The organism is Streptomyces sp. NRRL F-525 (genome assembly GCF_000716605.1).
In the GTDB taxonomy this organism is placed as follows: Bacteria; Actinomycetota; Actinomycetes; order Streptomycetales; family Streptomycetaceae; genus Streptomyces.
Genome location: NZ_JNXE01000003.1, coordinates 345384 through 366981, shown reverse-complemented (window position 1 = coordinate 366981; position 21598 = coordinate 345384). Strand labels below are relative to the sequence as shown.

The window sequence follows — 21598 nt, the reverse complement described above, 5'->3', positions numbered from 1 at the left end:
GCCGGTGATGTGATTCCGACAGCCGAAGCAGGAGTACTCCATGGCTCGTATGACCGCTGCCCGCGCGGCAGTCGAGATCCTCAAGCGCGAGGGCGTGAGCGACGCGTTCGGCGTCCCGGGCGCGGCGATCAACCCCTTCTACGCCGCGCTCAAGGCCTCCGGCGGCATCAACCACACCCTCGCCCGCCACGTCGAGGGCGCCTCGCACATGGCCGAGGGCTACACCCGTACCAGCCCGGGCAACATCGGTGTCTGCATCGGCACCTCGGGCCCGGCCGGCACCGACATGATCACCGGTCTCTACTCCGCGATCGGCGACTCGATCCCGATCCTGTGCATCACGGGCCAGGCCCCGACCGCCGTGATCCACAAAGAGGACTTCCAGGCCGTGGACATCGCGTCGATCGCGGCCCCGGTGACGAAGATGGCGATCACGGTTCTGGAGGCGGCCCAGGTCCCGGGCGTCTTCCAGCAGGCCTTCCACCTGATGCGCTCCGGTCGCCCCGGCCCGGTCCTGATCGACCTCCCGATCGACGTGCAGCTCACGGAGATCGAGTTCGACCCGGAGACGTACGAACCACTGTCGGCCTACAAGCCGACGGCGACCCGAGCCCAGATCGAGAAGGCGATCGGGCTCCTCAACGCCTCCGAGCGCCCCCTGATCGTCGCGGGCGGCGGTGTCATCAACGCCGACGCGGCCGAACTCCTCGTCGAATTCGCCGAGTTGACCGGCACCCCGGTCGTCCCGACCCTGATGGGCTGGGGCGTCCTGCCCGACGACCACGAACTGAACGCCGGCATGGTCGGCCTCCAGACCTCGCACCGCTACGGCAACGCGACCTTCCTGGAGTCCGACTTCGTCCTCGGCATCGGCAACCGCTGGGCCAACCGCCACACCGGCAAGCTGGACGTCTACACGGCGGGCCGGAAGTTCGTCCACGTCGACATCGAACCGACCCAGATCGGCAAGATCTTCGCCCCCGACTACGGCATCGCGTCGGATGCGAAGGCGGCGCTGGAGCTGTTCGTGGAGGTGGCAAGGGAGTTGAAGGAGGCGGGCACCCTCCCCGACCGCTCGCAGTGGGCGGCGTCGACCCAGGAACGCAAGTCAACTCTCCAACGCCGCACGCACTTCGACGACATCCCGATCAAACCCCAGCGCGTCTACGAGGAGATGAACAAGGCCTTCGGCCCGGAGACCCGCTATGTCTCCACCATCGGCCTCTCCCAGATCGCCGGCGCCCAGATGCTCCACGTCTACCGCCCCCGCCACTGGATCAACTGCGGTCAGGCGGGCCCCCTCGGCTGGACGATCCCGGCCGCACTCGGCGTCGCGAAGGCCGACCCCGACGCGTCGGTGGTCGCCCTCTCCGGCGACTACGACTTCCAGTTCATGCTCGAAGAGCTGGCGGTCGGGGCCCAACACCGCATCCCGTACGTCCATGTCCTTGTGAACAACGCCTACTTGGGCCTCATCCGCCAGGCCCAGATAGCGCTGGACATCAACTTTCAGGTCAACCTCGAATTCGAGAACATCAACTCGCCAGAGCTGGGCGTCTACGGCGTCGACCACATCAAGGTCGTCGAGGGCCTCGGCTGCAAGGCCATCCGCGTCACCGACCCCACCGAACTGGGCGCAGCCTTCGAACAGGCCAAGAAGCTCGCGGCGGAGTTCAGGGTCCCGGTCGTCGTAGAAGCCATCCTCGAACGAGTCACCAACATCGCCATGAGCAAGACGAACGACATCAGCAACGTGGTGGAGTTCGAGGAGATCGCAACCGAGCCGGGCCACGCACCGACGTCGATCAGGACGTTGAAGGTCTAAGAGGCGGCAAGGGCAGGGAGGGGCGGCTCATCCGGGAACGGATGGGCCCCCCTTATTTTTGTAGGCGCGAAGCGCCACAAAAAGGGGCGCGGGGAACTGCGCGACCAGCCACACACAACTCGCACCCCGCAACGAACAGCTCCAGGCAGGACCTACCCGGCCCCACAAGTAAACCCACCCCCAGACCCCCCACCCCAGCCCTGCGGCAACCCTTCGTCCGCGATCCCACCCCGCCCAACCAACCCCGCCCCCTCAGCAAAACGCGGCACAAGCGACCCCAACTCCCTATCCCCGTACAGGGCAACCGCAAGCAGCACGTCATCCGACGACACCCCCTCCCGCCCCGCAGGGGAAGGGTGTTGGGCACGCAGGGATTTCAACAGCACGCGCGCAGCGCGAGTACGCCGAGGCGGAACCCTGCGCAACAACCCCACCGCCACAAGATCCCCACGCAACGCACCGAGCGCCTCACCCACACCCCGCCGCCCGAGCAACTCCCGCATACCCGCCGGACGGTAGAGCGCGGAGTGCACAGCCTTCGTAAGCCGAGGCAGCACCCCCGCCCCCGCGGCCACCCCGGACGTCCGCACCGTCCCCGGCCGCCAAACCCGCACCTCACCCCGCAGATGCAAGGCAACCACCGCCACCGTCACGGCCGCCCGAGAACCACCCCGCAGAAACGCGACCTCGTGAGGCTGGAGCCGTATCGTCGGACCACCGCTCATGGCACCCCCTGAAACGGGGCCCGCCGCCCCCGTGCCGGCGGGCCTCGTGCGACGAATGTGCCCGCGTTCAGGGGTGGTTGAAGCCTCGCGAGGGTGGTTCAGAGGATTATTTGAGGTTCACTGATCGTGCTGCTCGGCGTGGTGTTCCGACAGGCCCGGCCAGTCCTCCGGCCCGCCACCCTGCCACTCGATCAGATCGCTCTCCTCGACCTCGATCCGGTCCAGATCGGCCAGGCGCAGGATCTCGACGACGTCGTCCAGGTGCGACGCGACACCGAGGGTCTCGTCGCCGCTGGTGACCCGGCGGGAGCCGTCCAGCGCCGGGGGGTGGACCACGATGTGCGGGTGTTCCGATGGGTGTGCCATGCCTTCAGGCTGCTGTGCCCACGGCGGATCCGCACCCGGAAACGCCGAAGAGCGCCGGATACGGGACTGTCCGTATCCGGCGCTCGCCGTGGTGGCCGTCCGACGGCGCGAGGCTGGGCGCGACAGGGCATTCGCGCCGCCGGACGGGGTCTGTGGCCTCAAGAGGGAGCCCTTGGGGAGTTCCTCTCTAGAAGCGTTCGGCTGGGACCGCGGCGGTCGCGACGGAACCGTGGCGGCTCCTTCCCTCAGGTCGAGAAGGAGGCCACGGGACCTTCACCACCGCACTGGCTCGCGTTCCGCCGCGGTCCTGGCCCTGCCCGCGCGGTGCCGGTGACCACCCCTCATCCGGGTCGTCCGGCACACACGGGCCGTCTTTTCAGTCCTCGCGCAGGGCGTGGACCGCCTCCTCCACGCGTCGGCCGTACTCCGGGTCGGCGGCGTGGAAGTGGGCGAGGTTCTTCTCGATCACGTCGTCGCGGGAGACCTGGGCGAGGCCGCCGGCGATGTTCGCGACGAGACGGGACCGCTCCTCGGGCGACATCAGGCGGTACAGCTCGCCCGCCTGGTAGAAGTCGTCGTCCTTCGTGTGCTGCGGAGCCTCGTGCGTGCCCGTGTAGCCGGTGACCGCCAGCGGGGCGGACAGTGCGCGGCCGGTCTCGGTCGGGCCGTCGTAGGAGTTCGGCTCGTAGTTCTTCGCCGCGCGGCCTTGGGAGTTGGCGTTGGATGCCATGAAGCCGTCCCGGCCGTAGTTCCGCGCGGTCGTCGCCTTCGGGGCGTTCACCGCGAGCAGGGTGTGGTTGACGCCCAGGCGGTAGCGGTGTGCGTCGGCGTACGCGAACAGGCGGCCCTGGAGCATCTTGTCGGGCGAAGGGCCGATGCCCGGCACGAAGTTGTTCGGGGAGAACGTGGCCTGCTCGACCTCGGCGAACACGTTGTCCGGGTTGCGGTCCAGGACCAGGCGGCCCACGCGCTGGAGGGGGTAGTCGCGGTGCGGCCACACCTTGGTGACGTCGAACGGGTTGAAGCGGTACTCCGCCGCGTCCGCCGCCGGCATGAGCTGGACGTGCAGGGTCCAGGACGGGTTAACGCCCCGCTCGATGGCCTGGAGCAGGTCCGTCTGGTGGGAGTTGGGGTTCTTGCCCGCGAGCTCCGCCGCCTGGTCGGAGGACAGACTGCGCACACCCTGGTTGGTCTTGAAGTGGTACTTGACGAAGAAGGCCTCGCCCTCCGCGTTCGTCCACTGATAGGTGTGCGAGCCGTAGCCGTTCATGTGGCGGTACGACGCCGGGATGCCGCGGTCGCCCATCAGCCAGGTCACCTGGTGCGTGGCCTCGGGGCTGTGCGCCCAGAAGTCCCATACGTTGTCCGGCTCTTGACGGCCCGTGAAGGGGTCGTGCTTCTGCGAGTGGATGAAGTCCGGGAATTTTATGGGGTCCTTGATGAAGAACACCGGGGTGTTGTTCCCGACCAGGTCGTAATTCCCCTGCTCCGTATAGAACTTGACCGCGAAGCCGCGCGGGTCGCGCACCGCGTCCGCGCCGCCGAGCGAGTCGGCGACCGTGGAGAAGCGCAGGAAGACCTCGGTGCGCTTGCCGACCGTGTTCAGGAAGTCGGCGTGGGTGAAGCCGGTGACGTCGTCGGTGACCTCGAAGTAGCCGTACGCGCCGGAGCCTCTGGCGTGCACCACACGCTCCGGGATGCGCTCGCGGTTGAACCGGGCGAGCTTCTCCAGCAGATGCTGGTCCTGGAGGAGGAGCGGGCCGCCGATGCCGGCGGAGGCGGAGTTCTGGTTGTCGGCGACCGGGGCGCCGGACTCGGTCGTGAGCACGCGCTTCGACATGGAGAGCAATCCTCAACACTTTGTTGAACTGGTGGGCATGGTTCCGGGCGGCGCCAACGCCTGGGCGCGACAGGACAGTTGTCAGCGACGGCGCCGCCCGGGGTCTGGGGGGGGCTAAAGCTGCGCGCCCGACAGGCGCTCCACGGCCCGCAGCAGCGCCGAGTGGTCGAGGCCGCCGTCGCCCTGGGCGCGCAGCGACGCGACGAGCTGGGCCACCACGGCGCCCACGGGCAGCGCGGCGCCGACGTTGCGGGCCGCGTCCGTGACGATGCCCATGTCCTTGTGGTGCAGGTCGATCCGGAAGCCCGGCTTGAAGTCGCGGTTGAGGAAGTTGTCCTTCTTCCGCGTCAGCACGGTGGAGCCCGCGAGCCCGCCGTTGAGGACGTCGAGGGCGGCCGCGAGGTCCACGCCCGACTTCTCCAGGAAGACCACGGCCTCGGCGCACGCCTGGATGTTCACGGCGACGATCAGCTGGTTGGCGGCCTTCACGGTCTGGCCCGAGCCGTGCGGACCGCACAGCACGATGGTCCTACCGAGCGCGTCGAAGATCGGCTCGGCCTCCTCGAAGTCGGACTGCCCGCCGCCGACCATGATGGACAGCACGGCCTCGATCGCACCGGCCTCACCGCCGGACACGGGAGCGTCCAGGACCCGAATTCCCTTTTCTACGGCCGCCTTTGCCAGGTCGACCGAGGTCTGCGGGGTGATCGACGACATGTCGATGAGGAGGGTGCCGGCGCGGGCGTTCTCCAGGATGCCGTCGGGGCCGTAGGCGATGGCCTCGACCTGCGGGGACGCGGGGACCATCGTGATCACCACGTCGGCGTCCCGCACGGCCTCGGCGATGGAGCCGGCCGCGGTGCCGCCGGCGGCGGTCAGGCGCTCCAACTTGTCCTGTTCCAGGGTGAATCCGGTGACGTCGTAGCCCGCCTTGACCAGGTTCTCGGACATGGGGGAGCCCATGATGCCGAGGCCTATCCAGGCGACCTTGGGGAGCTTGCTCATGCGGGTGCCTCTCTAACTGCTCTGCTGCGTCGGGGAGTTCAGCGCGCTGCGCGCGGGAGCCAGTCGAAGGCCTCGGCACTCGGGCGGTCGCCGGGCTTGTACTCCAGGCCCACCCAGCCGTCGTAACCGGCCTTCCTCAACTGGTCGAGGAGGTCTTCCAGTTGGAGCGTGCCGGTGCCGGGGGCGCCGCGGCCCGGGTTGTCCGCGATCTGCACATGGCCGGTCTTCGCGGCGAACTGCTCGATCACCGACGGGAGTTCCTCGCCGTTCATGGACAGGTGGTAGAGGTCCATGAGGAAGCGCGCGTTGCCGAGGCCGGACGCGGCGTTGACCTTGTCCACGACTTCCACGGCGGCGGGCGCGCTGACGAGCGGGTACAGCGGCGACTCGGGCTTGTTCAGGGCCTCGATCAGCAGGACCGCGCCGATCCGGTCGGCGGCGCGGGCCGCGAGGACCAGGTTCTCCAGCGCGAGCGCGTCCTGCTCGGCCGGGTCCACGCCGGCGACGCGGTTGCCGTAGAGCGCGTTGAGGGCCGTGGCGCCGACGGAGTGGGCGAAGTCGGCGGCCACGTCGATGTTCGCGCGGAACCGCTCCGACTCCTCGCCGGGGATCGACAGGGCGCCGCGGTCCGGGCCCGGGAGCTGGCCGGCGTAGAAGTTCAGGCCGGTGAGCTGGACGCCCGCGTCCTCCAACGCCCGCTTGAGCGCGTCGAGTTGGGACTGCTCGGGGGTGGGGGAGTCGACCCAGGGCCACCACAGCTCGACCGCGCCGAAGCCGGCCGCGGCGGCGGCCGCGGGGCGCTCCAGGAGCGGGAGTTCGGTGAAGAGGATCGACAGGTTGACGTTGAAGCGCTGGTCTGCGAATCCCATGAGGGTCGCGCTCCCTTCCGTGTCGGGGTGCCGTCTTGGCATTCAATATTCCGTATCGCGGAATATTGTTTCTGCTCAATGGAAGATTGCCGCCGCGTGTCACGGATTGTCAAGGGGGATGGCCGTGTCGAGACCCCGGGTCGCTGACGGCTTGCCCGGAGATCGCTCGCGCGCGTCAGGTCGTGGCCGTGCGATCGCGGGGCGGGTGGGCCGTTGAACGGAGGGTGGAACTGGGGGAGTTGGCGGGGGTGCGGATGTCCCGGCCGGTGCGGCGAAAATGCGGTCGGGCAGCCGGGTCCGGAACCCGGGTGGGACCGTGAGTTCTTCTGAGGGGCCGGCCGGTTGCGCGGTCCTCGGTCAGATTCCGCTCCAGGGGCCGGCGGTCGCCGAGGCGGCCGCCGAGACCAGGCTGTCGAGCGCGCTGCGGATGTCGGGGCGCTGTCCCGTTCCCATGTGGTAGACGGCCCGGACGCTGCGATGGATCGGGGTGTTCAGCCTGTGGACGCTGAGGTCCGGGGAGGGGGTCGGCAGGGCGAGCCGGGGGACGAGGGCGGCTCCGGCGCGGCGGGCGATCAGTGCCGTCAGCACCGTGAAGTCGTTCGCCACGGCCACGGGCTGAGGCACGAACCCGGCCGCTCCGCAGGCGCGTTGGGTCATTTCATGACAGGCGGTCTCGGGGGACGGCATCAGCCAGGGCAGGTCGGCGAAGTCCCTGAGGTCGGCGACGGCTCCCGCGGACAGACCGTGGCGGACGGCGTCGGCGGGGTGCAGGACCAGAAGGACGGGCTCGTCGAACAGAGGGCGTTGCTCGCAGCCCGGGGGCAGCGGGCGCGGCACCAGGCTGTACGTGTGGCTGACGGCGATGTCGACCTGATGCTTGCGCAGCGCGGTCTCGGCGGCGTGGGGTTCGTGCTCCACGACGTGGACGAGCGGGGCGTCGGGCGCGGGCGCCGCGTCCGGGTCGGGCCAGAGCCGGGGGAGAAGGGCGCGGGCCGCGGTGGGGAAGGCCGCGATGCGCACGCTGCTGTGCTCACCGCGCCGCATGGCCGCCAGATCGGATTCCGCCGCGGCCAGGTTGCCCAGAACCACGTGGGCGTGATCGATGAGACGCCGCCCCGCGGCGGTGAGTTCGAGCCTGCGGCCGCGCTTGAGCAGCAGGGGTACGCCGGCTTCCTTCTCCAGGGCCGCCAACTGCTGGGACACCGCCGAGCCCGTGAGATGGAGCGTCTCCGCGGTGGCCGCCACGGTGCCCTGGGCCGCGAACTCGGTGAGCAGCCGTAGCCGACGTACGTCCAACAAGAAGCTCACCTACTGATTCATGGAAGAAAAGGTAACTGGACCTAATGGATTGTAGGGGGCAGAGTCGGCGTGGTGAAACTCGACAAGACCGTGCTCGCTCTCGCCGTCACCGTCGTCCTGTGGGCCTCGGCGTTCCCTGCGATCCGGGTGGCGCTCGGGGGCTACGGGCCGACCGAGCTGTCGCTGTTCCGGCTCGCGGTCGCCACGGCCGTTCTTGTGGCGGTGCTCCCGTGGGTGAAGGTGCGTCTGCCGGCGCGCCGTGATCTTCCGCGTGTCCTGGCCGTCGGCGCCACCGGGATGAGCGCGTACCAGCTGCTGCTGAACTGGGGTGAGACGCATGTGCCGGCCGGCACCGCCGCCCTGATCATGGCCACCGTCCCGGCGATCAGCGCCTTGCCGGCCGCGGTCTTTCTCGGCGAGCGGCTCGGACCGGCCAAGGTCGTCGGCTCGCTGTTCGCTCTCTCCGGGACGGTCGTCATCGCCATGGCGGGCGGCGAGACCGGCTACACCCTGGCGGCCTGGACCGTCCTCGCGGCGGCGGTCGCCCAGGCGCTGTATCACTTCGCCGTCAAACCCCTGCTGCGCCGCTACAGCGGTTTCGAGGTCGCCACGTACGCCATGGTGGCCGGAACCACTCTGCTGCTTCCGTTCGCCCCGGTCACCGCCCGTGCCGTACTGGCTGCCCCGGCCGACGCCACCCTGGCCGCGCTCTACCTCGGGATCCTGCCGTCGGCCGCCGGATTCGTGGTCTGGGGCTATGCCGTCGCCCGGCTCACCGTCACCGCGGCGACCGCGGCGCTGTACCTGGTGCCCGTGACAGCGCTTGTCGTGGCGTATGTGTGGCTCGGTGAGAAGCCGCGGCTCGTGGAACTCCTCGGTGGCCTTGCCGCGCTCGCGGGCGTCGCGCTTCTCAACAGGAGACCGAAGTCCCTCGCGGCCGAGGGCGACCGGTCGGCCGAGGACGTCTCGGGTGTCCCGTCCGTGCGCGGTACGGCCGTCCCGCCGCGTGGCTGAGGCGAGCCGGCCGGAGGTTCAGTGGTCGTGGGTGTCCGCCTGGCCGGCGGCCCGGTCGAGGCAGGCGACGATCCATTCCGCCAGGTTCCGGCCAGGGCGCTCCGCGGCGGTCGCCCATCGGTTTTCCTGCGGTGTCCTCACCCACCTGCTCGGTCAGTCCTGGGACCAACTCGCAGACACCGCGCTGCTCGAAGGCCGGCGCGGGACAAGAAAGGTGCTGAGCTGTGAACAAGAAGAAGTCCGCCGCTTCGGAAGGCGTTCCGGACAAGGGGAGAATGCGGCGGATCGCCGGTGCCGCCCTTCCGCTCTACCTCACCATGATCGCGTCGTCGGCGGCCTCGCTGGTGGACACCGCCGTCCTGGGACGGCACGCGACGGGTTCGCTCGCGGCCTTCGCCGTCACCCTGGCCGTCTTCAGCCCGGCCGCCGCCGCGGTGTCCGGTGCGATGCGCGGTGTGATGCCGTTCGTCTCGGCGCAGAAAGACGATGCCGACGGGCTGCTTCCAGTGCTGCGCAACAGCATGTGGCTCGGCATCTCCGTCGGCCTGCTGGGCGCGGTCGCGGTCGCGGCCGTCCCGGTCATCGGCCGGGTCGGTGGGGTCCCCGGGACCACCCTCGACCAACTGGGCGTGTTCCCCTACCTCCTGGCCTGCGCCGTCGTCATGATGTCGATCGGTGCCACTGCCACCTCGGCGCTCGTCGGCCTGGGCGAGGGCAGGGCGGTGATGCGCTCGGGCATGACGGGCACGGCGGCCGCGGTGGTGCTCTCGCTGCTCCTGGTCGGCGGCGTCGGCTCCTTCGACGGACTCGGCCTGCCCGGGGCCGGCATCGCGATGCTGACCTCCAGCACCATCAACGCCTCCCTCGCGCACGTCCAGTTGCGCCGGAACACCGTGCTGGCGGGACGGCCCCTGGGCCTCGGGCGACCGCGGCTGCCGGAGGTGCTTCGCCTCGCGGGAGTGGGCATCCCGCTCGCGGCGACCGTGCTCATCAAGTTCGCGGTACTGGGCGTGCTCGCGTTCTCCGCTGCCCGGGCCGGCACCGACAGCGCGGCCGTGCACAGCATCGCGCTGTCGTTGGTGAACCTCATGTTCACGGCCGCGGTCGCCGTCGGCCAGGCGACCGTGCCGCTGATGACCGAGCCCGTGAGGAGCGGCGACGTCACGGAGATCCGGCGCAGCGCGCTGGCCGGGGTGGGAGTCGCCGTGTGCACGGTGTCCGCCCTGGCCGCAGTGCTGGTCCTGGCACGCGGGCCGGTCATCTCCGTGTTCACCAAGGACTCCGGCCTGCACGACCAGGTGCTGGACCTGCTGCCCCTGCTCCTCCTCGCGGTGGTCGCGGACGCGGTCCAGGCGGTCTTCGGCTTCGGCCTGATCGGCATCAGGCGCACGCTGCCCAGCCTGGTCGCCTTCGCCGTCTGCTACGGCCTGCTCGCTCTGGCCGCCGTCCCCGTGGGCGCCGCGGGCGGCCTGCACGCCCTGTGGCTCTCCCTGGCCGGCGCCAACCTGCTGCTGGTGGTCGGTCAGGCCTACTTCTTCCATGCCCGCAGCGGCTCGCTGCGGGCGACGCATCCGGTGCCGGCGACCGCCTGAGCCCGTTGCTTCGGGGGTCTATCACCACGGAGATGAAGCGCGCGGACGCTGACGCGATCGCCGAGGGCGACCTCGCCGGCAGTCGTACGCACCGCGAGCCCCTGATGCCGTGCGGTCACGGAAGCCACTCTTTATGGCCCCCAAGGGCACCGACCCCAGCGGGCCAGTCCGTTAAGGTCGTCCCGGAGTGACCGGGACGCATCAGCACCGGCGAAGCGGACAAGGGCGGCGCTGGATCGGACGCTCCATGAGGTGACGGCACGATGTGCCCCCGATGTGCCCTCTCGAGCGGAGGGCTGAGGGAACACGCAGGTCAGAGCGATGCCTTGGGGGCACAGTGCGATTGCGAGTGGAGTTCACGACAGAACCCTTCGATCTCGACGAGGCACCCGCGCACGCGCTGGTGGCCCGGGAGGTCATCGAGGCCGCGGAGCTGGACGCCGTGGACGTCGGGCCGTTCGGCAACACGGCCGAGGGCGGTACCGACGCGGTGCTCACCGCCGTCGACGCGCTGCTGCGCCGGACCCTGGAGGCCGGCGCCACCCGCGTCTCGCTCCAGCTCAACGTGATCGGCGAGGGCGACCGGTGACCGGTATCGGGGACGAGCCGTTCATCACGGCCGTGAAACCGCTGGTCGACGCGATGGGCGGCGAGATGCTCCCGCCCGACGAGGCCGGCCCCGACGACGTCGTGCTCGCCTGGGAGGGCGCCGACGTGGTCGCCGTACGCCTGCCGCAGCTCGCGGACTCGCTCGACCACATCCTGGCCGCCATGGAACGCAAGAAGGGCAAGCCCCTCGCGGACCTCGACCGCAAGGCCAAACAGGAGGTCGTACGGATCCTGGAGGCGCGCGGCGCCTTCTCGGTACGGCACGGGGTCGAGACCGTGGCGAGCGCCCTCGGGGTCAGCCGGTTCACCGTGTACAACTACCTGAACCGGGAGAAAGACGCCTGAAAAGGGTCTTCGAGGGGCTCCGGGAGCTTTGTTACCCGGAATTTTCAACAAAGTGTTGACGTGGTGTTCCGCGGGGCGTTAGCTACTGGGCAGCCCGTTCAGCACAAGGCCACGGAGGCCCCCGTGACTTCGACTTCCCTGCCGCCGGGGCTCGTCCGGTTCAACGTTCTGGAGGAGCACGCGGCGTTCGCCGCGCTCATCGAGGCGTGTGCCTCCACGGCGTGGGCGCGGCGGCTGCTGGCCGCCCGTCCGTACGCCGGTCCCGAGGACCTGTACGCCGCGAGCGACTCCGCGATGGCGGAGCTGACCGCCGACGACCTGGCCGAGGCGATGGCCGGTCACCCGCCGATCGGCCGGCCCAAGCCCGGCGACCCCACCTCCGCCCGCGAACAGCGCGGCATGGCGGGCGCCTCCGAGGACCTCAGGGCGGAGATGCTCGAACTGAACCTGGCGTACCAGGAGAGGTTCGGCCATGTCTTCCTGATCTGCGCCACCGGCCGCACCGGCGAGCAGATGCGCGACGCGGTCAAGGAACGGATCGGCAACGCGCCGGAGCGCGAACGCGAGATCGTCCGCACCGAGTTGGGCAAGATCAACCGCATCCGGCTCGCCCGCATCGTCGAAGAGGAAGCCCGCGCATGAGCACCAGCACCACCGCCTCGGTGTCCACGCACATCCTGGACACCAGCGCCGGCCGCCCCGCCGAGGGCGTCGCCGTCCAACTCGCCGCGCGCAGCGGCCCGTTGGGGGAGTGGCAGCCGCTCGGAGGTTCGGCCACCGACGCGGACGGCCGGTGCAAGGACCTGCCCGCGCTGCCGGAGGGCACCACACACGTACGGCTCGACTTCGCCGTGGAGCCGTATTTCGAAAAGAAGCAAGCCGATGCGCAGCAGGACGCCCCCGCGAATCGGGACAGCGATACGACCGGAGTGTTCTTCCCGGAAGTGGCGATCACCTTCGCCGTGAAGCCTGGCGAGCACTACCACGTACCGCTGCTGCTCAACCCGTTCGGCTACTCCGTATACCGAGGGAGCTAGCAGACACATGCCTACGATCCTGGGCCAGAACCAGTACGGCAAGGCCGAGAACCGAGTCGTCAAGATCACGCGGGACGGCGCCACCCACCACATCAAGGACCTCAACGTCTCCGTGTCGCTGAGCGGCGACATGGACGAGGTCCACTACTCCGGCTCGAACGCCAACGTGCTGCCGACGGACACCACCAAGAACACGGTGTACGCGTTCGCCAAGGAGCACGGCATCGAGTCCGCCGAGCAGTTCGGCATCCACCTCGCCCGGCACTTCGTGACCAGCCAGGAGCCGATCAAGACCGCGCGCATCCGCATCGAGGAGTACTCCTGGGAGCGGATCGACACCTCCGACGCCAACTCCCAGTTCATCGGCGCCGACGAGGTCAAGCACTCCTTCGTCCGCAAGGGCCAGGAGACCCGGGTCACCCAGATCACCTACGACGGGGAGAACTGGGAGGTCATATCCGGGCTCAAGGACCTCGTCGTGATGAACTCGACCAACTCCGAGTTCTGGGGCTACGTCAAGGACAAGTACACGACCCTCCCCGAGGCCTACGACCGCATCCTGGCCACCCAGGTCTCCGCCCGCTGGCGCTTCAACTGGTCCGCCGACGAGCAGAAGATGCCCAGTTGGGAGAAGTCGTACGAGCAGGTGAAGAAGCACATGCTCCAGGCCTTCGCGGAGACGTACTCGCTGTCGCTCCAGCAGACCCTGTACCAAATGGGTTCGCGGATCATCAACAACCGCAGCGAGATAGACGAGGTGCGCTTCTCCCTCCCCAACAAGCACCATTTCCTTGTGGACTTGGAGCCGTTCGGGCTGAAGAACGACAACGAGGTGTACTTCGCCGCGGACCGTCCCTACGGCCTGATCGAGGCGACGATCCTGCGGGACGGCTGTGAGCCGAAGATACCGGTGGATCTCACCAACCTCTGAGCAACTCCCTCTGGACCGGCGCCCGTTGGGCCGGTCCACCTGCGGCACCCGTGGCCCGCCCGTCCCGTGCGGGCCGCGGTACTCAAATCCCCGGGTCCTGCCGTGCCCATTCCATACAGCGAATAGGACGAACCATGGCAGCAGTTCAGCGCATCGTCATCGAGAACTGTTCGATCGCGACGGTGGACGCCCACGACACCGAGTACGGACACGGGCACGTCGTCGTCGCCGGCAACCGCATCGAGTCCCTCGGCGCGGGCCGCGCCCCCGAGGGCCTGGAGAACGTCGTACGCCGTATCGACGCGTCGGGGCACCTGGTGACCCCCGGCCTGGTCAACACCCACCACCACTTCTACCAGTGGATCACCCGGGGTCTGGCCACCGACCACAACCTCTTCAACTGGCTCGTCGCGCTGTACCCGACCTGGGCGCGCATCGACGAGCCGATGGTCCGCGCCGCCGCGCAGGGTTCCCTCGCGATGATGGCCCGCGGCGGGGTGACCACCGCGATGGACCACCATTACGTCTTCCCGAAGGGCTCCGGCGACCTCTCCGGCGCGATCATCGGCGCGGCCCGCGAGATGGGCGTCCGCTTCACGCTGGCCCGAGGTTCCATGGACCGCAGCGAGAAGGACGGCGGGCTGCCCCCGGACTTCGCCGTCGAGACCCTGGAGGGTGCCCTCGCCGCGACCGAGGCGACGGTACGGGAGCACCACGACGCCTCCTTCGACGCGATGACCCAGGTGGCCGTGGCCCCCTGCTCGCCGTTCTCCGTCTCGACCGAACTCCTCAAGCAGGGCGCCGAGTTGGCGCGCCGGCTCGGGGTACGGCTGCACACGCACGGCTCGGAGACGGTCGAGGAGGAGCAGTTCTGCAAGGAGCTGTTCGGCATGGGCCCGACCGACTACTTCGAGTCCACCGGCTGGCTCGGCGAGGACGTGTGGATGGCGCACTGCGTCCACATGAACGACTCCGACATCGCCGCCTTCGCCCGTACGAAGACCGGTGTCGCCCACTGCCCTTCCTCCAACGCCCGTCTCGCGGCCGGGATCGCGCGCGTCCCCGACATGCTCGCCGCCGGCGTCCCGGTCGGCCTCGGCGTCGACGGCACCGCGTCGAACGAGTCCGGCGAACTCCACACCGAACTGCGCAACGCCCTGCTCATCAACCGCCTCGGCGCCCACCGCGAAGCGGCCCTCAACGCCCGCCAGGCGCTGCGCCTCGGAACGTACGGCGGCGCCCAAGTCCTGGGCCGCGCAAGCGAGATCGGCTCCCTGGAGCCGGGCAAGCTGGCCGACCTGGTGCTGTGGAACCTGGACACCCTCGCCCATGCCTCGATCGCCGACCCGGTGACCGCGCTGGTCTTCGGCGCGGCGGCCCCGGTCACCGCGTCGTTCGTGAACGGCCGTCAGATCGTCGAGAACAGCCGCCTGTTGCACGTCGACGAGGACGCGATCGCCCGCTCCACGCGGGAAGAGGCCCGGCGCCTGGCGCGGATCGCCGCGCAGGGCTGACCACGCTCGGCCTGAATCGCCTTACGGCGTCGCCGAGTTGAAGATCTCCGGTCGAGGGGGACGGCCCTCGTCCGGTGGCCGGGACCGGGGCGTGCATGGACATGTGCGCCCCGGAACGGCCTTACTACGCCCCCTTGTTGGGTTCCGTCCCGGTCCCGCACGACCGCGCACCACCTCCTGAAACCCACGTCAGAGCCGACGTGTTACCCGCCCGGAGGAGCCGCCGTGACCACCCGACCCGAGGCCCGAGCCGTAGCCGAGCCCGTCGTCCATCCCGTCGACGAGAAACTCCCCGCACTCAAGATGGCCACCACGGGCCTGCAACACGTGGCCGCCATGTACGCGGGAGTCGTCGCCCCGCCGCTGATCGTCGGCGCGGCCGTCGGTCTCTCCGGCACCGAACTCACCTTCCTCACCGGTGCCTGCCTCTTCACCGCGGGCCTCGCGACCTTCCTGCAGACCCTCGGCGTCTGGAAGATCGGCGCCCGGCTGCCCTTCGTCAACGGCGTCACCTTCGCCGGCGTCGCCCCGATGACCGCGATCGTCGCCTCCACCAAGGACAAGTCCGACGCGCTGCCCGTCATCTTCGGCGCGGTGATCGTCGCCGGCCTCCTCGGCTTCCTCGCCGCGCCCTTCTTCAGCAAGGCGGTGCGCTTCTTCCCGCCGGTCGTCACGGGCACCGTGATAACGCTGATAGGCGTGTCCTTGCTGCCCGTTGCCTTCGGCTGGGCGCAGGGACCCGACCCCTCGGCGCATGACTACGGTTCGCGGACGTACCTGGGTCTCGCCGCCGCCACGCTCGTCGTCGTCCTGGTCCTCCGCCGCTTCACCCGCGGCTTCGTCAAGCAAATAGCCGTCCTGCTGGGCCTGTTGATCGGCACGCTCCTCGCGATCCCCTTCGGGGCAACGGACTTCAGCCCCGTCGCGGACGCCGACGTCATCGGATTCCCGAGCCCTTTCCACTTCGGCGCACCGCAGTTCCAGGTCGCCGCGATCATCTCGATGTGCGTGGTGATGGTGGTCTCGATGACCGAATCCACCGCGGACATGCTGGCGTTGGGCGAGATCGTCGACCGCCCCGCCGACGAACGGACCATCGCCGCCGGCCTGCGCGCCGACACCCTCGGGTCCGCCCTCAGCCCGCTCTTCAACGGCTTCATGTGCAGCGCCTTCGCCCAGAACATCGGCCTGGTCGCCATGACCCGCATCCGCAGCCGGTACGTCGTCGCCACCGGCGGCGGCTTCCTGGTGCTGATGGGCCTGTGCCCGATGGCCGCCTCGCTCATCGCCGTCGTACCGCGCCCGGTGCTGGGCGGAGCGGGTGTCGTCCTGTTCGGCTCGGTCGCCGCGAGCGGCATCCAGACCCTGGTCAAGGCGGGTCTGGAGCGGGACGACAACATCCTGATCGTGGCGGTCTCGCTGGCCGTCGGCGTCATCCCGATCACGGCGCCGGACTTCTACCACGCGTTCCCGCAGACGGTCCGGATCGTCCTCGACTCGGGCATCTCCACGGGCTGCGTGGCCGCGGTGGCGCTGAACCTGGTCTTCCACCACCTCGGCCGGGCCCGCGCGCAGGTCGGGGGTACGACCGGGGCGGCCGTACCCCTCGCCCGTCAGCCGATCTCGTAACTGTCCCCGTACACCTGCCACTTGAGCGGCGTGTCCAGGTCGAGGTTGCCCTTCTTCAGGAACACCCGCTGTGCTGTCTCGACCCGGGTCACGTCGCTGTGCGCCTCCTCCTGCTTCATCGCCCAGACGCGGGCGTCGAGGAAGGCGTTGAGATACGTCGTCTCATTGCCGCCGTCGGTGGGCGTGGCCGCGTGCCCGCGGGCCCGGGCGCGGATGCCGCCGAAGCAGAGGGGGTCCGTGCCCGGGCCGTGCATCACCATCGCGTCGTAGTAGACGAACTGCCCGAGCGTGCCCACCCCGTCCTTCTTGGCGCGCGCCACGGCCGGGTCGAAGTACCCGCGGTCCCGCTCGTCGCGCTGCGCCTTGCGGAACGCGGCGGACGTGTGCGCGGCCTTCCGCCAGGCGGCGGGGAAGCCGGGGGCCAACCCCTTGTGTGAGTCAGTGCCGTTGACGGCTCGTAGCGCGGGGAGATAGCCGGCGAGGGCGTTGCCCGGGGCCCGCTTCGTGTACAGCTCGACGAGCGCCAGCATGTCGCTGGTGCCGGAGCAGAAGCCGATGATCCCGCCGGTGTAACCGCGCCCGTCGCCGATGTCCTCGATGTACGCGTACTGCGCCTCCCAGTCCAGGGAGGAGTTCTCCGCGCTCGACACCAGCCGCATCGCGATGTCCTTCTTCGCGGGTGCGTCGAGCCCCGCCCCACCCGAGGTCGCGGCGTCCGCGGACGGCCACTGGCTCGCGATCGCCGCCGTTCCGAGGGCTGCGAGCAGGGTGCGGCGGGCGGCTTTTCTTCGGAAGATCGGCACGTGGCTCTCCAAGGCGGGCGCGGTACACGGCAACGGTGAAAGGCAGCTGAGAATCGCGCGTGAACTTGGGAGAGTTGTGGGGTGGTGTTAGCAGGTCACTGTGAATTCCCGGGCCACGCCATGAGGTTGGCGAACAGCTCGGCTTGCTCGATCGCGTCGTCGAGCGCGTGGTGCGTGTGCCGCCGCCGCGACAGCAGCTCACGCGGCATGGTGCCCTTCGCCACGGCACGCAGCGGCAGTCGAGCCTTCGCCGCGTACAGCGTCTTCATGTCGAGACAGCCCGAGTGCCCGAACGGGCTCGCGCCGGTGAAGCGGATCAGGTACCAGTACAGGAACATCCAGTCGTACGACGCCGGGTAGCCGCACATCACCGGCTGCGCGCCCGGGGCGACTTCACGCACCCAGTCGCCGAACTCGGCGAGAGCGGCGGCGGGTTCGGCCCCCTCGCGCTGGAGCCGTCCACGGTCGAGCCCGCTCACGGCCAGCGCCTCCGGCACGAACTCCTCGCTGATCGGCCGCAGTTCACGGTAGAAGGTCAGCTTCTCCGGATCCGCCGCGGTGAACCCGTCGGCGTCCTGCGTCCCGGCGACGGCCGCGCCGAGGCTCAGCATGGAGTACGGCCCCGGGATCGGGCCGTCGGCTTCGATGTCGACGGAGATGTAGAGGCTGGGTTTGACGCGTCGGGCTGCCATGGCACCGGAGCATCGCAGGTGGGAGCCGGCGCCCGCATCCGGAATTCAGGCACCTCGCAGCTCGCGTTTCTTCCCGCGTCAGCCGCGCCGGATCGCTTGGCAGGGCATGGCGTCCGGGAGCCGTCCCGTGAAGTACGACCGGGGCGGTACCCCCATCAGGGCGCGGAAGTCGGAGGTCATGTGGGACTGGTCGTAGTAGCCGGTGACGGCGGCGAGTTGGGCCCAGGAGAGCTCGGCCGCGTGCGCCAGTACGGCGCGGACGCGGTTGATGCGGGCGTAGTGCTTGGGGGAGAGGCCGACCCCCTCGGCGAACAGGTTCCGCAACTGCCGCTCGCTGACGGCGAGTTCGCGGGCCACGTGGGGCACAGGGCCGGGCAGGTGCCCGGTGCGGATCGACATCGCGTCCACGCCGGCCCGGACGAGTTCGGTGCGCGAGGAGTCCGCGACGGAGGTGAGCCGCGAGGGGAGCACCTCCGCGAGCCGCTCCACCGTCCGCTCGGGATCGGCGTCCAACGACCCCATTTCCTCGGCGAGTTGGCGGGCCTTCCGGCCGGGCAGGTCACCCAGGGACACGGCCCGCCCGACGAGATCGACCGCCGGAACACCCAGCAGCGGCAACGTCGTCCCCGGCGCCAGCCGCACCTCCACGCACGCCACGAGCGGCTTGCCCGCGTGATACGTGGCCCGGACGCGCGGCCCGACGACCAGGACGCTGCGCCGGCCGTTCCCCTCGACCCGCACGACCACCTTCGTGTCCGCGTCAGGGAGATGCACGAACGGTTCCTTCGGCACGGCGTCGAGCCGCAGCGCGCCGACCCGCGCGATCCACGGGCGCAGTTCGTCGGGCAGCGGCACGGCCCACTGGGCCACGGCGTTCGTCACCCCTCCACGGTAAGCGCGCCACCGGCCCCGACACGGCCCCCGAACGTGCCGGAATCTCCTAGAACCAAGCCCGCTTGCCCGCCCACTGTGGTGGTCATGATCCTCGTAACGGGTGCCACGGGCACCATCGGCAGTGAAGTCGTACGACAGCTCGCGGCGCGCGGCGAGAAGGTCCGCGCCCTGACCCGGGACCCCGCAAAGGCCCAGTTCCCGGCGGGAGTTGAGACAGCGCGGGGCCACCACGCCGACCGGGCCTCGGTGGAGGCAGCGATGACCGGCGCCGAAGTCGCCTTCCTGGTGGGGGTGTTCGGCCCGGACGACTCCGCGCACGACCGGGGTCTCGTCGAGGCGGCACGGTCGGCGGGTGTACGCCGGATCGTCAAGCTCTCCGGCATCGGTGCCGGCGACCCCGCGATCGGGCCGGTTGGCACCTGGCACGTGGCCGGTGAACAGGCCGTGCGGGACAGCGAGTTGGAGTGGACGATCCTGCGCCCCTCGGCCTTCGCCTCGAACACGCTCGGCTGGGCGGCGTCCGTGCGTTCGGGCGGCCCGATACCGAACACGAGCGGCACCGGCGGCCAGGGGGTTGTCGATCCGCGCGATGTGTCGGAGGTGGCGGTGGCGGCGTTGCTCACCCCGGGCCACTCGGGACGGACCTACACGCTGACCGGCCCGGAGGCGCTCAGCGTCCCGGACCAGGCAGCCGTCCTCGCCGGGGTCCTCGGCCGCCCGGTCGAGGTGCGGGACCTGTCCTCGGCCGAGTCACGCGAGTATCTGCTGGGGTTGGGCTTCAGCGACACGTTCATCGACGCCTCCGAGATCAGCAGGGAGTTCGTCCGGAAGGGTGGCAACGAGGTCGTCACGGATGACGTCCGGGAGGCGCTGGGGCGCCCGGCGAGGACCTACCGGGAGTGGGTCCTGGACCATCGGGCGGCGTTCGGGGAGGGGTGACCCGGGTGTGAGCGGCGGGGCGCGGGGCGGGGTGGGGCGGCGGCGCGGGCCCGCGCGGCCGTGGGGCTGCCCCCCGCTACCGCCCGTGGGGCTGTCAGCCCCGGCTCCCGCTCCAGCCCGCAGGGGAGTCAGCCCCGCTCCCGCCCCCTCCCGCAGGGCTGTCAGCCCCGCCCCGCTCCCTCCCCGACCGCAACCCCACCGCCGCCAACCCCAGCGCCGCCACCGCGATCAACGCCCCCGTCCGAAACGCCAGTTGGTACCCCTCCGCGGTTGCCGGTACCAACTCCACACCCCTGGCGAGCAGTCCGTCGGTCCGCCCCGCCGCCAGTGTCGACAGCACCGCCAGCCCCAGCGAACCACCCACCACCTGCGTGGTGTTGAAGAGCCCGGAGGTCAGCCCCGTGTCCTCCTCTCGTGCCCCCGACATCGCGAGCCCGGTCAGCGCGGGCATCGCGGCGGCGAATCCGGTGGCCAGCAGGAGCAGGGGCGGGAGGACGTCCGTGACGTAGGAGCCGTCGGCGGGGGCGCGGCCCAGCAGGGCCATTCCGGCGATGATGAGGACCAGCCCGGCGAGCAGGACCCGGTACGCGCCGAAGCGGCCGATGGTCCGTGCCGACAGGCCGAGCATCAGGGCGCCGACCGCGACCGGCGCCGGCAGGAACGCCGTACCGGTGAGCAACTCACTGAAACCCAGGACGCGTTGGACGTACAGGGCGCCGATGAACTGGAAGCCGAACATCGTGCCGATCATCGGGATCTGCACGGCGTTCGCCCCGGTCAGCATCCGGGAGCGGAACAGCCGGAGGCGGAGCAGCGGGCGGGCGGCCCGGGCCTGGCGGACGGTGAACGCGACGAAGAGGGCCAGGGTGAGGGCGGCCAGGAGCAGGGTGGCGGTGAGCGGGCGGTCGCCGGATCCGACGATCACGTACACGCTCAGCATCAGCGCCCCGGTGACCAGCGCGGCCCCCGGGTAGTCGGCGCCCTTGCCGAGTCCGGCGCCCTGTTCCGGGGCCAGGACACGTACGGCCGCGAGCCACGCCACGATGCCGATCGGCAGGTTGATGAGGAAGATCCAGTGCCAGTTCAGGGCCTGGGTCAGCGCCCCGCCGAGGAACGTGCCGAGCGCCCCGCCCCCGGCGCCGACCGCGCTGAACACCGCGATGGCGCGGGCCTGTTCGCGGGGTTCGGGGAAGAGCGCGACCAGCATCCCGAGGACCACCGCCGAGGCCATCGCCCCGCCGACACCCTGCACGGCCCGCGCCGCGATCAGCATGCCCTGGCTCGTCGCGACCCCGCACAGCACGGACGCCGCGGTGAACACGGCGAGCCCCGCCGTGAACATCCGCTTGCGGCCCACCAGATCGCCCAACCGCCCGATGAGGAGCAGCAGTCCGCCGAACGGGATCAGATACGCGTTCACGACCCAGGCCAGCCCCGGCCCCGAGAAACCGAGGTCGTTCTGGATCGCGGGCATCGCGACCGTGACGATGTTGCCGTCCAGGATCGTCATCAGCGTCCCCGCGCACAGCACGACGAGCGACGCCCAGCGGGAGTACGTTCGGGGCGACGGACGCGTCCGTGATGTCTTCGACTCGGACCCGGTGAGTGCCGTCATGGCGGTCTGACCTCCGTGGATATCCATGGGAACTAGGTGCACGACTTGTAACGGG

21 protein-coding genes are annotated in these 21598 nt (G+C 70.1%); 11 read left to right on the top strand and 10 right to left on the bottom strand.

Annotated features, from left to right (window positions below):
- The first annotated feature begins 40 nt into the window (after positions 1–40).
- Positions 41–1825 carry a glyoxylate carboligase gene (gcl, locus tag OO69_RS06860; RefSeq protein ID WP_033279488.1) on the top strand — a complete coding sequence of 595 codons (1785 nt, stop codon included), beginning with the start codon at positions 41–43 and terminating at the stop codon, positions 1823–1825.
- Between the two features lie 152 nt (positions 1826–1977).
- Here gcl and OO69_RS53830 read toward each other — a convergent pair whose 3' ends face one another.
- The 6 genes from OO69_RS53830 to OO69_RS06835 all read right to left on the bottom strand — a co-directional run bounded on the left by OO69_RS53830 (position 1978) and on the right by OO69_RS06835 (position 7938).
- Positions 1978–2550 (bottom strand): TIGR04222 domain-containing membrane protein, encoded by a 573-nt coding sequence (locus tag OO69_RS53830; RefSeq protein ID WP_078652315.1) that lies wholly within the window; start codon positions 2548–2550, stop codon positions 1978–1980.
- A 117-nt stretch (positions 2551–2667) separates the two neighbouring features.
- Positions 2668–2916, bottom strand: a complete 249-nt coding sequence (locus OO69_RS06855; RefSeq protein ID WP_033279487.1) for a hypothetical protein — start codon at positions 2914–2916, stop codon at positions 2668–2670.
- A gap of 376 nt (positions 2917–3292) precedes the next feature.
- The gene (locus OO69_RS06850; protein WP_033279486.1) at positions 3293–4756 is read right to left on the bottom strand and encodes a catalase; all 1464 of its coding nucleotides are present in this window, start codon (positions 4754–4756) and stop codon (positions 3293–3295) included.
- Between the two features lie 114 nt (positions 4757–4870).
- Positions 4871–5761 carry a 2-hydroxy-3-oxopropionate reductase gene (locus OO69_RS06845; RefSeq protein ID WP_033279485.1) on the bottom strand — a complete coding sequence of 297 codons (891 nt, stop codon included), beginning with the start codon at positions 5759–5761 and terminating at the stop codon, positions 4871–4873.
- A 38-nt stretch (positions 5762–5799) separates the two neighbouring features.
- Positions 5800–6630, bottom strand: coding sequence for a TIM barrel protein (locus OO69_RS06840; protein ID WP_033279484.1), 831 nt, complete (start codon positions 6628–6630; stop codon positions 5800–5802).
- 357 nt (positions 6631–6987) lie between these two features.
- Positions 6988–7938 (bottom strand): LysR substrate-binding domain-containing protein, encoded by a 951-nt coding sequence (locus OO69_RS06835; protein ID WP_234444354.1) that lies wholly within the window; start codon positions 7936–7938, stop codon positions 6988–6990.
- A gap of 63 nt (positions 7939–8001) precedes the next feature.
- Between OO69_RS06835 and OO69_RS06830 the strand changes: the two genes are divergently transcribed.
- The 9 genes from OO69_RS06830 to OO69_RS06790 all read left to right on the top strand — a co-directional run bounded on the left by OO69_RS06830 (position 8002) and on the right by OO69_RS06790 (position 16600).
- Positions 8002–8943 carry a DMT family transporter gene (locus tag OO69_RS06830; RefSeq protein ID WP_063744416.1) on the top strand — a complete coding sequence of 314 codons (942 nt, stop codon included), beginning with the start codon at positions 8002–8004 and terminating at the stop codon, positions 8941–8943.
- 224 nt (positions 8944–9167) lie between these two features.
- Positions 9168–10535 (top strand): MATE family efflux transporter, encoded by a 1368-nt coding sequence (locus OO69_RS06825; RefSeq protein ID WP_234444353.1) that lies wholly within the window; start codon positions 9168–9170, stop codon positions 10533–10535.
- A 337-nt stretch (positions 10536–10872) separates the two neighbouring features.
- Entirely contained in the window at positions 10873–11124 is a 252-nt protein-coding gene (locus tag OO69_RS06820) for a hypothetical protein (protein WP_033279483.1), read from the top strand.
- On the top strand, positions 11121–11489 hold the full coding sequence (locus OO69_RS06815; RefSeq protein ID WP_033279482.1) for a helix-turn-helix domain-containing protein: 369 nt from the start codon (positions 11121–11123) through the stop codon (positions 11487–11489). Before OO69_RS06820 ends, OO69_RS06815 begins: the two co-directional genes overlap by 4 nt.
- A 123-nt stretch (positions 11490–11612) precedes the next feature.
- Positions 11613–12131 (top strand): 2-oxo-4-hydroxy-4-carboxy-5-ureidoimidazoline decarboxylase, encoded by a 519-nt coding sequence (uraD, locus tag OO69_RS06810; RefSeq protein ID WP_033279481.1) that lies wholly within the window; start codon positions 11613–11615, stop codon positions 12129–12131.
- A complete protein-coding gene (uraH, locus tag OO69_RS06805; protein WP_033279480.1) occupies positions 12128–12526 on the top strand; it encodes a hydroxyisourate hydrolase in 399 nt (132 codons plus the stop codon). The genes uraD and uraH overlap by 4 nt, the downstream gene beginning before the upstream one ends.
- Positions 12527–12533: 7 nt before the next feature.
- The gene (pucL, locus tag OO69_RS06800) at positions 12534–13457 is read left to right on the top strand and encodes a factor-independent urate hydroxylase (RefSeq protein ID WP_033279479.1); all 924 of its coding nucleotides are present in this window, start codon (positions 12534–12536) and stop codon (positions 13455–13457) included.
- Positions 13458–13591: 134 nt separating this feature from the next.
- Entirely contained in the window at positions 13592–14971 is a 1380-nt protein-coding gene (locus OO69_RS06795) for an 8-oxoguanine deaminase (RefSeq protein WP_033279478.1), read from the top strand.
- Between the two features lie 303 nt (positions 14972–15274).
- On the top strand, positions 15275–16600 hold the full coding sequence (locus OO69_RS06790; RefSeq protein ID WP_051800818.1) for a nucleobase:cation symporter-2 family protein: 1326 nt from the start codon (positions 15275–15277) through the stop codon (positions 16598–16600).
- On the opposite strand, the gene OO69_RS06785 is transcribed toward OO69_RS06790, so the two are convergent.
- The 3 genes from OO69_RS06785 to OO69_RS06775 form a co-directional block, all read right to left on the bottom strand.
- Entirely contained in the window at positions 16585–17403 is an 819-nt protein-coding gene (locus OO69_RS06785) for a chitosanase (protein ID WP_078652314.1), read from the bottom strand. The two genes, OO69_RS06790 and OO69_RS06785, sit on opposite strands and share 16 nt — an antisense overlap.
- Before the next feature lie 95 nt (positions 17404–17498).
- Entirely contained in the window at positions 17499–18095 is a 597-nt protein-coding gene (locus tag OO69_RS06780; RefSeq protein WP_033279476.1) for an exonuclease, read from the bottom strand.
- Between the two features lie 78 nt (positions 18096–18173).
- Positions 18174–18977 (bottom strand): AraC family transcriptional regulator, encoded by an 804-nt coding sequence (locus tag OO69_RS06775; protein ID WP_033279475.1) that lies wholly within the window; start codon positions 18975–18977, stop codon positions 18174–18176.
- A 96-nt stretch (positions 18978–19073) separates the two neighbouring features.
- Between OO69_RS06775 and OO69_RS06770 the strand changes: the two genes are divergently transcribed.
- Entirely contained in the window at positions 19074–19928 is an 855-nt protein-coding gene (locus OO69_RS06770) for an SDR family oxidoreductase (RefSeq protein WP_033279602.1), read from the top strand.
- Positions 19929–20022: 94 nt separating this feature from the next.
- On the opposite strand, the gene OO69_RS06765 is transcribed toward OO69_RS06770, so the two are convergent.
- Positions 20023–21543, bottom strand: a complete 1521-nt coding sequence (locus OO69_RS06765) for an MFS transporter (RefSeq protein WP_051800804.1) — start codon at positions 21541–21543, stop codon at positions 20023–20025.
- Positions 21544–21598 lie beyond the last annotated feature (55 nt).